The following is a 13,396-nucleotide window of genomic DNA, read 5'->3' as shown; positions in this document are numbered from 1 at the left end:
ATGACCGAGCGGGTACTCGTCGTCGACGACTCCTCCTTCCAGCGGACCGTCGTGCGGGACGCGCTGGAGGACCGATTCGAGGTCGTCGACGAGGCGGAACACGGCGCGGAGGCGGTCGAGCTCTTCGAGGCGTACGAGCCGGACGCGGTGTCGATGGACGTCGTGATGCCGGAGATGACCGGTATCGAGGCGACCGCCGCGATCAAGGAGCGCTGGCCCGGCGCGGTGATCGTGATGTGTACGAGCGTCGACCAGCAGGAGAAGATGATGGAGGCGGTGAAGGCGGGCGCCGACGGCTACGTGACGAAGCCGGTCGACGCCGCGGAGCTGGTCAGCGAGTTCGAGAGCCACCTCGGGTAGCTTCCGGGCCGCGTCGGCGCGGGGTCAGGCCGGGTCGAACAGCCGGAGGATCGAGGCGAGCGCGCTCGCCAGCTCCTCGAACCGGTCCATCTCCATCGAGTCCGTGGTCACCCACGTCCCGTGATCGTTGGCGATCACCCGCGTGAGGTACCCGTTCTCGAACACCCGAACGGTAAACAGGTAGTCGCCGAGCTGGGTGTCGGCGTACATCGACTGCGCGTGGAACCCGTGGCGCTCGTTCTCCGCGAAGCCGACCAGGTCGGCGGTCCGGCTCAGGTCGCTGCGGAGGTACAGCTGCTCGACGTCGTCCCGAGTGAAGTACGTGAGGCTCCGCAGCTCATCCCCCGTCGCCGTGCGGGCGGCGCTGAGCAGTTCGTCGACGCGTTCGTCCGGTGGGTGGGACATACAACCATGATCAATACTCACGTACATGAGCGTGTGGGTGGCCGCAGCGACGCGGCCGCCAGCGCCGAAGGCGATGTACGCCCGACGTTCGCCCCGAAGACGGGGTGGGTACCGAGCGAGGCCGAACCGGCGTCGACGGGGAGGGACAGAGTTTACCGACTCCCCCGTGATCGCTCGTCTGATGACCGACCACGACGACGTCTGCGTCCTGTTGCCGACGATGAACGAGGCCGAGACGGTCGCACGCGTCGTCAATGATTTCCGCGACGTCGGGTTCGAGAACGTCCTCGTGATCGACGGCGGCTCGACGGACGAGACGCAGTCGATCGCCCGCGAATCCGGCGCTCGCGTCGTCGAACAGTCGGGACGGGGGAAGGGGCAGGCCGTCAGGGAGGGGGTTCGCGACCACGTCGAGGCGCCGTACGTCCTGATGGCCGACGCCGACGCCACCTACGACGCCGACGACGCGGCCGCGATGCTCGAACCGCTCTTCGCCGGCGAGGCCGACCACGTTATCGGGAACCGGTTCGCCGACATGCGTCCGGGCGCGATGAGCCGCCTCAACCGGATCGGGAACCGCCTGATCAACGCCGCGTTCCGAGCGATCCACCGAAACAGCTACCGGGATATCCTCTCCGGGTACCGCGCGTTCACCCGCGAGTCGTTCGAGCGGCTTCACCTCACCGCCGACGGGTTCGGCATCGAGACAGAGATGGCCGTCGAGTGCGTCAAGAACCGCGTCTCGGTCGAGGTGGTGCCGATCACGTACCGGGAACGCCCCGGCGGGTCCGCGACGAACCTCCATCCGATCCGCGACGGCGGCGTGATATTCCTGGAGCTGTACCGGAAGGCGAAGACGAACAACCCGCTGTTCTACTTCGGGAGCGTCGGCGTGGCGTCGACCGCGGCGGGGCTTGCGTTGGGGGCGTTCGTCCTCTACCGATACCTCGCGTTCGGGATCAGTCACGAAATAATCGCCGTCGGTGCGGTCGGCGCGACCATTCTCGGGATCCAACTGCTCGTGTTCGGCGTGCTCGCGGACATGATCTACTCGCTTCACCGCGAGCAGATCGTGCGGTACGACCGGGCGATCAGCGACGAGGCGGTGACGGAGTCGTCCGCCGACGACGGCGAGTAAAGGGGAGAACCGAGAGTGAACTGGAGAACCGAGAGTGAACTGGAGAACCGAGCGGGGCCGTCGTGCGGGCGAGCGGAGCGGAACTACTCCACCGACGGCGTCACCGCCCCTGACCGGCCCGGCGAACGAGTGAAACGTCGATCGACGCGATCGGGCGCAGCGAAAAGCGGTGGGATAGTCGGGGACGAGTCACGTGCGATCCCGGGAGCGGTCCGTGGGTCGTATCGAAGCGGTTCGTACGTCGGACTGGACGGCGGTTAGCAGCATAGAAGTTAAATCTAGGCAGAAATATCGGGAAAAATCTCAGACACACGAAGAGACGCGTACATAGAGTGCGAATTCACCTTCTAATAAGAGGACTGTCAAGACGAATGTAAGATGAACGTCCCTGACAACTGTCCCGAAGTCTGAAGTTTTTTATACACACGCTCGTACTACACGGTATGCCACGGCGAAACATTGAGGATCGTGATGATTCCCGGCATATCGACCGGCGAGAATGGCTCTCTGCGCTCGGCCTCGCCGGCGCGGTAACGCTCGCCGGCTGTTCCGGAAACGGCGGGGGCGGCTCCGGGTCCGGCGGCGGCAACGGCTCCGACGGAATGAACGGCTCCGAGGGCGGCTCCGGCAGCGGGGGTAACCAGCTCGAACTCCCCGACTTCCCGAAGTTCGGTGTGGACCCCCTCTACGGTCGTGACGTCGCGCACACGCTGGCTGAGCGCGCCTTCGAGCAGTCGGAGTACGACTACAGCTTCGACGGGGACACGATGGTCAACCCCGACGGAGACCAGGTCGAGATCAACATCTACCACAGCACGGGGCAGGAGACCTCGCAGCTGACGGCCAACTTCATCGCGCAGGAACTCGGCCAGAACCTCGGAATCAACGTTATCGTCGAGGCCATCGACGGCACGCGGTTCAACAACGAGTACTGGACGGCCGAGCCCCAAGGGGGGACCGACACGGTCGACGGCGAGGAGGTCACGTGGGAGAACCCGACGCCGACGAACCCCGGCCCGCAGTCGGTCACGAGCAACCAGGCGTGGGACATGTCCATCGTGTTCGGGCTGAACACCTACCCGCTTAACCCGCTCACGAACTCGGCGTTCTTCGACGGCGCCACCGCGTTCTACAACCCGGTCGGCTACTACCCGCAGTTCGACGCGCAGGAGCTCTTCGATCAGGCGCAACAGGCGTCGAGCGTGGAAGAGCTCCAGCAGGCGTTCGTCGATATCTTCGAGAACATCGCCTACGAGCAGCCGTACATCACCCTGCTGTTCAGCGACGACCTCGTCGGCTACAACCCCGAGCTCGAGGGGCCGATCGAGAACTTCTCGAACGGCTGGGACCTGCCCGCGTGGTACGAGGGCGAGCCGGAGGTCAGCGGCTCCTACGACACGGTCACCTCGGCGCGGTTCACCACCCTGAACCCGCTGTTTAACACCGAGAACGGCGCCGGGACCGCGATCGCCCGCGCGCTCGACCAGGGGTACACGTTCGACGAGAACCAGGACGTCTTCCCGCTGCTGTACGACATGTCCACCGAGGACGGCGAGGTGTGGACGTTCGACGTGCGGGAGAACCTCCAGTTCAGTGAGCCGTACGGACAGGTCACCGCCGAGGACTTCGTCTACCTTATCCAGGAGCTCCACCAGGCAGACTGGGCGCCCACCGCGGCGTCGACCAGCTGGGACGGCGTCACCGTCGAGCAGACGGGCGAGTTCCAGTTCGAGGCGACGCTCGAGTCCCCGAACATCCTGTGGCCCAAGACGTACGACCCGCTCCTGTACCCGATCCCGAAGGACCTTCTCCAGCCGTACGTCGAGGAGGAGGACGTCCAGGGTCTCGAGCAGGACGAGGAGCTGCTCGAACTCCAGTTCGCCGGGAACCTCGGCGCGTTCGAGCTCACGGCGTGGAACCGTGGCTCCGGAACGGAGTACACCCGTAACGACGAGTACTACCTCCGCGACATCGACGAGGGGCCCGACCTGTTCTCGGAGGGGCCGTACTTCGAGTCCGCCTCGATCAGCGTCGTTCGGGAGCAGGCCTCCCGCCTCGGTGCGCTCAGGACCGGCGAGGCCGACGCGGCCGCGATTCCGCCGGAGCAGTACGAGTCGTACCAAGAGAACGAGAACGTCGACGTCCTTCAGGTCCCGACACCGTACAACACGATCATCTCCGTGAACCAGCGCGCGAACGGCTGGAGCGCCGGTCCGGGGAACCTCTTCCAGCTGGTCCCGTTCCGCCAGGCGATGGCGGCGGCGATCAGCAAGCAGGACCTCATCCAAGGCGTCTACCGCGGGCTCGCGTCGCCGCACTTCACGTGGCAGCCCCGCTGGTCCCAGTTCTACCCGTCGACGGACGAGTAAGCCCGAATCACCCCGTTTTCACCTCACCAGTTTAGACATCACATGGGATTTGGAAGATACGTTAGCGCTCGGGTCCTCTGGGCGGCAGTGGTATCGCTCATCATCGTCACGGTCACGTTCCTGCTGCTCTCGGCCGCCCCGAACCCGGCCGTCCGGCGGGCGGCGACGCAGGCGGCGCTCCAGGGGGGCGACCCGGCGGAGGCCGCCGAGCGGGTCCGCGAGCTGCGCGGGCTCGACGAGCCGCTGTACGTCAGGTACATGGACTTCCTCCGGAACGTCTACACGCTCGACTGGGGCTGGTCGGTGAGCACCAGTATGCCCGTGACCGAGGCGGTCACGAACGCGCTGTACTACACCGCGCAGTACTCGATCCCCTGGACGATCCTCACGATCATCCTCGGGCCGCTCGTCGGCGTCTACTCCGCAGCGAACATGTACAGCTGGAAGGACCACGCGGCGACCGGGTTCGCCTTCTTCGGCTACGCCATCCCGAACTTCTTCTTCGGGATCATCCTGCTGTTGATCTTCGGGGTGTGGCTGGAGTGGATACCGGTCATCTACAAGCCGGAGGTTCCGGTGTTCAGCGTTCAGAACGCGATCCAGCTGACGCTGCCGGTGTTCGTGCTGGTCACCGGATCGATCGGCGCCGTCATGCGGGTCTCCCGGAACGAGTCCGCGGAGTTCCAGAACGCCGACTTCATGAAGACGGCGAAGGCGAAGGGAGTATCACCGCTCCGCGCGTACGCCTACCACGTCATGCGGCCGACGCTCGTCCCGCTTTCGACGACCCTCGTCGGACAGCTCCTCGCGCTGTTCCTCGGCGCGTCGCTGCTCGTCGAGGTCGTGTTCGGTATCCCCGGGCTCGGACGGTTGACGTACAACGCGCTGATCCAACAGGACACGAACCTCGTACTGGGGACGACGCTGTTCTTCACGTTCGTCGCCGTCATCGGGAACCTCATCGAGGACCTCGTGTTCACCGTGCTCGACCCGCGGATCAGCTACGATGACAGGTAACACAACGGAGAACAATGGCTACTGAGAAATCCGAACGATTCGATCAAGTCGACTGGAACGACCTCTCGCGGTCGGGGCGGTTCGACCTGTCCGTCAACTCGCTCGGGATGCTGCTGACGACGATCCCGCTCGCGCTGCTCGGCGTGTACGACTGGCAGTTCCTCGGTGAGCGGACTCCGACGTTCGAGTTTATCGGCCTCGAGCAGAATCTGGAGACGCTCGACTTCTTTTTCATCTTCACGCTGTTCTTAGCGTTCTGGTACCTCGTCTTACCGCTGTACCAGAACCCGCGGATGACGCGGTACTACTGGAAGGAGTTCAGGCGCAACCGGCCGGCGGTCGTGAGCCTCGGCTGGCTCGGCGTCGTGTTCGTCGGCGGCATCGTCGGACCGCTGATCCTGAACGCGCCACAGCAGGACCTCCTCATCGCCTACCAGCCGCCGGTGTTCACCTCCGTCGCGGACACGACGCCGGCGACCTGCGTCGGCGAGGTGATGAACGGTCGGTGTTACGGGACCTGGCAACATCCGCTCGGAACCACGGGGGGCGGGAAGGACGTGTTCACGATGATCGTCTACGGGATGACGATCAGCATGCAGATCGGGTTCATCACGACGACCATCGTCGCCACGATCGGGATCACGTTCGGCACGCTGAGCGCGTACTCGGGCGGCTGGGTCGACGAGATCATGATGCGGTTCGTCGACATCATCCTCTCGTTCCCGACGTTCCTGATGTTCCTGCTCATCCTCTACATCTACGGCGCGGGGCTGGGCATGTTCATCGTGGTCTTCTCGCTGTTCGCCTGGGGCGGCACCGCCCGGTACATCCGGAGCAAGTCGCTGTCCATCTCCGAAGAGGAGTTCATCAAGGCGAGCCGCATCAGCGGCGCGAGCACGTATCAGGTGATCCGCGGGCACGTCGTGCCGAACGCGGCGAGCAGCATCATCACGCAGCTCACGCTGCTCATCCCCGGCTTCCTGCTCGCGGAGGCGCAGCTCGCGTTCCTCGGGGTCGGCGACTCGACGGTTCCCTCCTGGGGACAGCTCATCGCCACCGGCCGGAGCGACCTCTCGTTCGCCCCGTGGATCGTGTTAGCGCCCGGTATCGTGCTGTTCCTGACCATCCTCGCGTTCAACTTCCTCGGCGACGCGCTGTTGGACGCGTTGAACCCCGAAGCGGAGGCCGAGAACGGATAATGTCTGCCGATCAACCACTACTCGAGGTCGAGAACCTCACGACGACGTTCAGCACCGACAACGGAACCCTCACCGCGGTCGACGGGATCGACTTCAGCGTCGACACCGGCGAGACCGTCTGTATCGTCGGCGAGTCGGGGTCCGGCAAGACGGTCGCGACGGAGTCGATCACCAGGATCATCAACACGCCGCCGGGCGAGATCGAGGGGACCGTCCGGTACAAGGGGCGCGACCTGCTGTCGCTCCCCGAGTCGGAGCTCCGGCAGATTCGGGGCAACGATATCGCGCACATCTTCCAGAACCCGCAGGAGGCGATGAACCACTGCTACACCGTCGGGTGGCAGATCGTCGAGGCGCTTCAGATCCATCAGGACGTCTCCGACGACGAGGCCCGCGCGAGGGCGGTCGACCTCATGGACCGCGTCGGGATCGCGAACGCGAGTTCGCGCTTCGACGACTATCCCCACGAGTTCTCCGGCGGACAGAAACAGCGCGTGATGATCGCGATGGCACTCGTCGGTGACCCCGACTTGCTCATCGCCGACGAGCCGACGACCGCGCTCGACGTGACGGTTCAAGCGCAGATCCTGAAGCTCCTCGACGACCTCCAGGAGGAGTTCGAGATGGGAATCCTGTTCGTCACGCACGACCTCGGCGTCGTCGCGGAGATCGCCGACCGGATCGTCGTGATGTACGCCGGGAAGGTGATGGAGCGGGGCGGCGTGCTCGACATCTTCGATCACCCCGGGCATCCGTACACCCAGCAGCTGTTGGAGTGTCTCCCGGAGTTCGGCGGGACCGGCGGCGGGATCTCGGGAACCCTCCCGGACCCATACGACCCGCCGGAGGGGTGCCGGTTCGCGCCGCGGTGCGAGTACGCCGAGGAGGCGTGCCGCACGGGCGAACAGCCCGAGGAGGTGGAGGTAGCGCCGGGCCAACGCGTCTCCTGTGTCCACTACGGCCCGGGCGGAAACCCCTCGATCGTCCGGAACGACGAGTTCGGGCCGATCGACGGGGACGGAACCGCGCCGACCGACGGCGAAAGCGAGGTGGGGCCCGCGGATGACTGAGCCGCTGTTGTCGGTCCGCGACCTGGAGAAGCACTATCCGATCCGGAAGGGTATCTTCAACCGGCAGGTCGGCGCCGCCCGCGCCGTCGACGGGATCAGCTTCGACATCGCGGAGGGCGAGACCCTCGGGCTCGTCGGCGAGTCCGGCTGCGGGAAGTCGACCGCGGCGAGTTCGGTCATCCACTTGGAGGAGCCGACCTCGGGAGAGGTCATCTTCAACGGGAACGGTCGCGAGGGCGCGACGCGGAACTCCGACGGGACGCATCCCAACGACGTGACGAAGTTCGACGACGACGAGCTGATGGAGTTCCGGCGGGGCGCACAGATGATATTCCAGGACCCGTCATCCAGCTTCGACCCGCGGATGTCGGTCGGGAACGCGGTCGGTGAACTCCTCAAGGTCCACGGCATGAACGACCGCCACCGACGACGTGCGATCGTCGAGGACCTACTCGAACGCGTCGGGCTCTCGGCGAGCGACTTCGACCGGTATCCCCACGAGTTCTCCGGCGGCCAGAAGCAGCGGATCGCGCTGGCCCGGGCGCTCGTGTTGAATCCGGACCTCATCATCGCCGACGAACCGGTGAGCGCCCTCGACGTCTCCATCCAGGCGGAGATCCTCTCGCTGATCAACGACCTCCAAGAGGAGTTCGGACTGTCGTTGCTGTTCATCAGCCACGACATGTCCGTAATCCGGCAGGTCTGCGACCGCGTGGCCGTGATGTACCTCGGCGAGATCGTCGAGATCGGGCCGGTCGAGGAGATCTTCACGAACCCGCAGCACCCCTACACCGAGGCGCTGCTATCGTCGATACCGACGCCGGACCCGCGGTCGAAAGTCGGCGGTATCGAGCTGAAAGGCACCGTGCCGAGCCCGACGAACCCGCCGAGCGGCTGTCGGTTCCACACGCGGTGTCACAAGGTGATCCAGCCGGAGGGCGTCGACATCGACCAGGAGGACTGGCGGGGGTTGTTGAACCTCCGCGACAACGTCGCCGCAGGCGAAGTCGACGTCGAACAGATCCGCGAGAACCTCGCGGCCGGCGGAACGGAACCGACGGAATCGGCGGTCCGCGAGGAGATCCGCCACGAGTTCGACATCGGCGAGACGGTCGACGACCCCGACCTCGAACGGACGCTCTCGGAGGCGATCGAACACCTGTTCGAGGACGACGCCGAGCGAGCGGGGGAAGTCCTCGCAGACGCGATCAGGACGCCCTGCGCCGAGACCGTCCCCGAACGGACGGTTCACGCCCCCGACCACGAGTCCGCCTGCCTGCGACACGGAGAGCGAGTGCCGGCGGAGCCGAACCCCGCGGACGACTGATTCGGGAGTCCGAATCGGGGACGGTCATTCGGCCGCCGACGCGAGCGACGCCGGATCGACGCGTCGCGGCTCTGGTACGGCCACATCCGCCGGAGCCACCGCCACGTCGCCGCGGGGTTCGTCGGCGTCGTCGTCCGCCTCGCCGTCGGCGCGCGGCGACGCGAGCACGGCGGTCCCACCGACGGAGAGCGGAGCGACGAGGCCGGCCGCGACGGCCGGGGGGTCCGAGAGGGGTCGACGGAGAACCACGCGCGTCCCCTCGTTCAGTCGGGCCTCCTCGACGGCGGCCGCGGCGAGCGAACACAGCTCGCGGTGGCTGAATTCCCGGTTCGGTCCGACGATGGCGGCGTCCGCGGGACCGACCTCGCTCGGTGGCGTCCCCGGGTTCTCGCTCCACAGCTCCTGCTCCCAGTGCGTGGTGTCGGCCCGCTCCGGCGATCCGCCGAACGCGGCGAGGTTCGTACCCGGTGCCGGATCGAGGTCGGCCGCGGTTGCGACCGGCGCGAGCACGACGCGGTCGCCCGCCTCGATCCCCGCTTCCGGGTCGAACCGGACCGGCGCGCCGACGGCGGCCGCGCCGAGGAACGCGAGCGTCGTGTGGAACCCCGGCGTCGGGTCGACGGCGACGGTCGCACCCCCCCGGACGCCGAGGTACCGGAGCACGTTCGCCGCCTTGTAGCCGTTCGTGATCAGGTCGTGATAGGTTCGCTCCCGTCCGTCCGGCGTACCGAGCGCCGTGTCCCGGGTACGCCGGTCGCGCGCGAGGAGGTCGCCGACGAGATCCATACGAGACCCTCGTGGCGGACAAGCCTTAACGCTGCGGCGTCGGCCGGCGGAGCTGCGGCCGAACGCGGTCGAGTCGACGCCGGCGTCAGGGTGCGCCGGCGATGACGATCATTGAGCCGGCGTCAGGGTGCGCCGGCGATGATCATCTTCGAACCGTCGGCCGAGAAGACGAGGTCGCGCGCGGATCCGGGGTCGACGCGGACCGCGTCACCGGGAGCGAGCTCGACGGCGTCGCCGTCGACGGTGAGCGTCGCCTCGCCGTGGAGCAGCACGTACACCTCCTCATGGTCGGCGTCGGCGTGGTCGTGTTCCATTCCCTCCCACCCGTCGTCGGCCTCGACGACGGTCACGCCGAGGCGCTCGCAGTCGAGCGCGTCACGGAGGAAGTACATGCCGGGCGCGCGCGGTTCGACGTCGTCGTAGGCCGCCGTGTCGTAGCCCATGGTCTAGCGGACGGGCCGAGAGACGGAAAAGCTACGGGCCGCGGAAGGCGAGGCGAGACGGAGACCGAGATCGGTCGAGGCCGCTCAGAAGGAGCTCTTCAGCTTCTCGAAGAAGCCGCCGCCGACATCGATGTCCTCGCCGCCGGCCTCTGCGAACGCCTCCAGCGCCTCGCGCTGCTCCTCGTTGAGCGACTCGGGGACGACCACGCCGACCTGAACGTAGAGGTCGCCGCGCCCGCGTCGACGGAGTCGTGGCATTCCCTTCCCCTGTAGCCGGAACGTTTCGCCGCTCTGCGTGCCCGCCGGCACGTCCATCTCGACGCTGCCGTCGACCGTCTCCACCTCGACGGTGTCACCGAAGACGGCCTGCGGGAAGGAGATCGCCTCGTTGACGCGGAGGTCGTCGCCGTCGCGCTCGAACCGGTCGCCGACGTCGACGTCGACCTCGATGAGCAGGTCGCCCTTCGGACCGCCGTTCTCGCCGGGAGCGCCCTCGCGCTCCATCCGGAGGCTCTGTCCGGAGCGGATACCGGCCGGGATGTCGACCGAGAGCGTCGCCTCCTCGCGGACGACGCCGTCCCCGCCGCAGTCGGGGCAGTCCTCGCTGTACAGTTCGCCCTCGCCTCCGCAGCGGGGACACGTCGACGTCTGCTGAACGCGCCCGAGCGGCGTCTGTTGAACCTGCTGGACCTGTCCGCGGCCGTTACACTGCGAACAGGTCTCCACGTCGGCGTCGGGGGGATGACCGGCGCCGTCGCAGGTGGCACAGGTCGTCGGTCGCGTGAGCGTGACTTCCTTGGTCGCGCCCGCGAACGCCTCCTCGAGGTCGATGGTCAGCCCCGTCTTGAGGTCGCGCCCCTGTCGCGGGCGGTTGCCGCCGCCACCGCCGCCGCGGCCGCGACCGCCGCCCCCGCCGAAGAACTGGTTGAAGATGTCCTCGAACCCGCCGGCGCCCCCGGCGCCACCCGCGCCGCCGAAGGGACCGCCGGCGCCGCCCGGACCGCCGCCCCCGCCCGTCGCGCCGCGCTTGTCGGCCTCGGTGAACCGATCGTGGCCCATCTGGTCGTACTGCTTCCGCTTCTGCTCGTCGGTGAGCACCTCCTTGGCCTTCTGGATCTTCTTGAACCGCTCCTCGGCGTTCTCGTCGTCGCTGACGTCCGGGTGGTGTTCGGCGGCCTGCTTGCGGTACGCCTTCTTTATTTCCTCCTCGCTGGCGTCCCGTGACACGCCGAGGACGTCGTAGAAATCTTCGCTCATGCGTTGCGTTCGTTGAATGGTGTTGATCGGTCGGTCGGTTTAAGCGACGGGGTCGAAACGTCGAGAACCGGGTCTGAGAGGGTTACTCCTCGTCGTCGTCCACGTCTTCGAAGTCGGCGTCGACGTACTCCTCGTCGTCGTCGGCACCGCCGGGGCCCGCCGCACCGCCGGGACCGGCGCCGCCCATACCGCCCATACCGCCGGGACCGGCGCCGCCGGCACCACCGGGACCGGCCTGTGCGGCCTGCCCCTCGTACATCTGCTTGCCGATCTCCTGGAGTTCCTCGGTGAGCGCCTCGGTGGCGGACTCGATCTCGTCGGTGTCGGCGTCCTCGTCTTCGAGCACGTCCTCGACGTCCTCGATGGCCGCCTCGATGTCGGCGACGAGCTCGTCGTCGTCGAGCTCCTCCTCGTTCTCCTCTAAGAGGGTCTCGGCGCGCTGGATCGTCGTCTCGGCCTCGTTTCGGGCCTCGATCCGCTCGCGACGGGCCTCGTCCTCCTCGGCGTGCTTCTCGGCCTCCTCTTGCATCTCCTCGATCTCCTCGTCGGAGAGGCCGACGCCGCCCTCGATGGTGATCGACTCGGCGTTGCCCGAGCCCTGGTCTTCGGCCTCGACGTTGACGATACCGTTCTCGTCGATGTTGAACGAGACCTCGATCTGCGGGGTTCCGGCCGGCGCCGGCGGGATGCCGGAGAGCTGGAACGCGCCGAGCAGCTCGTTCTCGTCGGCGATCTCGCGTTCCCCCTGGAAGACGCGGACGTTGACGGAGGTCTGGTTGTCCGCGGCCGTGGTGAACACCTTCGACTCCTCGGTCGGAATGGTGGTGTTCTTCTCGATGAGCCGCTCGAAGAGGCCGCCCTTCACCTCGATACCGAGCGAGAGCGGGGTCACGTCCAGCAGAACGATGTCGTCGACGTCGCCGGAGAGCACGCCGCCCTGAACCGCCGCGCCGAGCGCGACCGCCTCGTCGGGGTTGACGTTCTTCTTCGGCTCCTGGCCGACGAGCTCCTCGACCTGCTCCTGGACCTGCGGCATCCGGGTGGAGCCGCCGACGAGGATGACCTCGTCGATGTCCGACTTCGAGTAGCCGGCGTCTTCGAGCGCCTGCTCGGTCGGCTCGACGGTACGCTCGATGAGGTCCGAGGTGAGGTTCTCGAACGTCGCGCGGGTGACGGACTGTTCGAGGTGGACCGGACCGCTGTCGGTCGCGGTGATGAACGGGAGGTTGACCGTGGTCTCCTTCTTGTTCGACAGCTCGATCTTCGCCTCCTCGGCGGCGTCCTTCAGCCGCTGGAGCGCCTGCCGGTCGTCGCGGAGGTCGATCCCGTGGTCGTTTTCGAACTCGTCGGCGAGGTGGTCGATGAGCGCCTCGTCCCAGTCGTCGCCGCCGAGGTCGTTGTCCCCGTTCGTGGCGACGACCTCGTAGACGCCGCCGCCGAGATCGAGGACAGACACGTCGAACGTACCGCCCCCGAGGTCGTAGACGAGGACGGTCTGGTCGGACTCGTCGTCGAGGCCGTACGCCATGGAGGCGGCGGTCGGCTCGTTGACGATGCGCTCGACGTCGAAGCCGGCGATCTCGCCGGCGTCCTTCGTCGCCTGCCGCTGCTTGTCGTTGAAGTAGGCGGGAACGGTGATGACCGCCTTCTCGACGTCGTCGCCGAGGTACTCCTCGGCGTCGCGTTTGATCTTCTGGAGGATCATCGCCGAGACCTGCTCGGGCGTGTACTCCTCGTCGCCGATCTCGACGGAGTAGCCGTCCTCGCCCATGTGCCGCTTGATCGACTGGATCGTGCGGTCGGGGTTCTGGACGGCCTGGTTCTTCGCCGGCTTGCCGACGAGGCGCTCGTCGTCGTCGGCGAACGCGACGACCGAGGGCGTCGTCCGGTCGCCCTCGGCGTTGGCGATGATCTCGGGCTCGTCGCCCTCCATCACCGCGAACGCGGAGTTGGTGGTACCGAGGTCGATACCGAGAATTTTGTTGCTCGCCATCTTGCTCATAGGTAGCGGCTTGTTTCGGTTAA

At 66.8% G+C, this 13,396-nt stretch carries 12 protein-coding genes; 7 read left to right on the top strand and 5 right to left on the bottom strand.

Annotated elements, in window-relative coordinates; translation table 11 throughout:
• A complete protein-coding gene (locus tag BM286_RS08595; protein ID WP_092921142.1) occupies positions 1–360 on the top strand; it encodes a response regulator in 360 nt (119 codons plus the stop codon).
• Positions 361–384: 24 nt separating this feature from the next.
• On the opposite strand, the gene BM286_RS08590 is transcribed toward BM286_RS08595, so the two are convergent.
• The gene (locus tag BM286_RS08590; RefSeq protein WP_092921141.1) at positions 385–765 is read right to left on the bottom strand and encodes a DUF7522 family protein; all 381 of its coding nucleotides are present in this window, start codon (positions 763–765) and stop codon (positions 385–387) included.
• Positions 766–946: 181 nt separating this feature from the next.
• Here BM286_RS08590 and aglJ point away from each other — a divergent pair, with 181 nt between their 5' ends.
• The 6 genes from aglJ to BM286_RS08560 all read left to right on the top strand — a co-directional run bounded on the left by aglJ (position 947) and on the right by BM286_RS08560 (position 8,885).
• Complete coding sequence (gene aglJ / locus BM286_RS08585; RefSeq protein ID WP_092921140.1) at positions 947–1,903, top strand: S-layer glycoprotein N-glycosyltransferase AglJ; 957 nt, start codon at positions 947–949, stop codon at positions 1,901–1,903.
• A gap of 443 nt (positions 1,904–2,346) precedes the next feature.
• Positions 2,347–4,272 (top strand): ABC transporter substrate-binding protein, encoded by a 1,926-nt coding sequence (locus tag BM286_RS08580; RefSeq protein ID WP_092921139.1) that lies wholly within the window; start codon positions 2,347–2,349, stop codon positions 4,270–4,272.
• A 42-nt stretch (positions 4,273–4,314) separates the two neighbouring features.
• Complete coding sequence (locus BM286_RS08575) at positions 4,315–5,289, top strand: ABC transporter permease (RefSeq protein WP_092921138.1); 975 nt, start codon at positions 4,315–4,317, stop codon at positions 5,287–5,289.
• 14 nt (positions 5,290–5,303) lie between these two features.
• Positions 5,304–6,488: an ABC transporter permease gene (locus tag BM286_RS08570; RefSeq protein ID WP_092921137.1), complete on the top strand. Its 1,185-nt coding sequence runs from the start codon at positions 5,304–5,306 to the stop codon at positions 6,486–6,488.
• Complete coding sequence (locus tag BM286_RS08565) at positions 6,488–7,558, top strand: ABC transporter ATP-binding protein (protein WP_092921136.1); 1,071 nt, start codon at positions 6,488–6,490, stop codon at positions 7,556–7,558. Before BM286_RS08570 ends, BM286_RS08565 begins: the two co-directional genes overlap by 1 nt.
• Entirely contained in the window at positions 7,551–8,885 is a 1,335-nt protein-coding gene (locus tag BM286_RS08560) for an ABC transporter ATP-binding protein (RefSeq protein ID WP_092921135.1), read from the top strand. The genes BM286_RS08565 and BM286_RS08560 overlap by 8 nt, the downstream gene beginning before the upstream one ends.
• A 24-nt stretch (positions 8,886–8,909) precedes the next feature.
• On the opposite strand, the gene BM286_RS08555 is transcribed toward BM286_RS08560, so the two are convergent.
• From BM286_RS08555 to dnaK, 4 genes are all read right to left on the bottom strand, one after another.
• The gene (locus tag BM286_RS08555) at positions 8,910–9,671 is read right to left on the bottom strand and encodes an acyl-CoA synthetase family protein (RefSeq protein ID WP_092921134.1); all 762 of its coding nucleotides are present in this window, start codon (positions 9,669–9,671) and stop codon (positions 8,910–8,912) included.
• Between the two features lie 122 nt (positions 9,672–9,793).
• Positions 9,794–10,114, bottom strand: a complete 321-nt coding sequence (locus BM286_RS08550) for a cupin domain-containing protein (protein WP_092921133.1) — start codon at positions 10,112–10,114, stop codon at positions 9,794–9,796.
• A gap of 84 nt (positions 10,115–10,198) precedes the next feature.
• Positions 10,199–11,371, bottom strand: a complete 1,173-nt coding sequence (gene dnaJ, locus BM286_RS08545) for a molecular chaperone DnaJ (RefSeq protein ID WP_092921132.1) — start codon at positions 11,369–11,371, stop codon at positions 10,199–10,201.
• Between the two features lie 82 nt (positions 11,372–11,453).
• Positions 11,454–13,373 (bottom strand): molecular chaperone DnaK, encoded by a 1,920-nt coding sequence (dnaK, locus tag BM286_RS08540; RefSeq protein WP_092921131.1) that lies wholly within the window; start codon positions 13,371–13,373, stop codon positions 11,454–11,456.
• Positions 13,374–13,396 lie beyond the last annotated feature (23 nt).

This window comes from Halorubrum sodomense (assembly GCF_900111935.1).
Classification (GTDB): Archaea; Halobacteriota; Halobacteria; order Halobacteriales; family Haloferacaceae; genus Halorubrum; species Halorubrum sodomense.
This window is presented reverse-complemented; position numbering and strand designations above follow the sequence as displayed.

Coding starts and splice junctions, on each gene's coding strand:
- dnaK (WP_092921131.1), bottom strand. CDS start 13,373: ATGAGCAAGATGGCGAGCAACAAAATTCTCGGTATCGACCTCGGTACC.
- BM286_RS08590 (WP_092921141.1), bottom strand. CDS start 765: ATGTCCCACCCACCGGACGAACGCGTCGACGAACTGCTCAGCGCCGCC.
- BM286_RS08580 (WP_092921139.1), top strand. CDS start 2,347: ATGCCACGGCGAAACATTGAGGATCGTGATGATTCCCGGCATATCGAC.
- BM286_RS08560 (WP_092921135.1), top strand. CDS start 7,551: ATGACTGAGCCGCTGTTGTCGGTCCGCGACCTGGAGAAGCACTATCCG.
- BM286_RS08555 (WP_092921134.1), bottom strand. CDS start 9,671: ATGGATCTCGTCGGCGACCTCCTCGCGCGCGACCGGCGTACCCGGGAC.
- dnaJ (WP_092921132.1), bottom strand. CDS start 11,371: ATGAGCGAAGATTTCTACGACGTCCTCGGCGTGTCACGGGACGCCAGC.
- BM286_RS08575 (WP_092921138.1), top strand. CDS start 4,315: ATGGGATTTGGAAGATACGTTAGCGCTCGGGTCCTCTGGGCGGCAGTG.
- BM286_RS08565 (WP_092921136.1), top strand. CDS start 6,488: ATGTCTGCCGATCAACCACTACTCGAGGTCGAGAACCTCACGACGACG.
- BM286_RS08550 (WP_092921133.1), bottom strand. CDS start 10,114: ATGGGCTACGACACGGCGGCCTACGACGACGTCGAACCGCGCGCGCCC.
- BM286_RS08570 (WP_092921137.1), top strand. CDS start 5,304: ATGGCTACTGAGAAATCCGAACGATTCGATCAAGTCGACTGGAACGAC.
- aglJ (WP_092921140.1), top strand. CDS start 947: ATGACCGACCACGACGACGTCTGCGTCCTGTTGCCGACGATGAACGAG.
- BM286_RS08595 (WP_092921142.1), top strand. CDS start 1: ATGACCGAGCGGGTACTCGTCGTCGACGACTCCTCCTTCCAGCGGACC.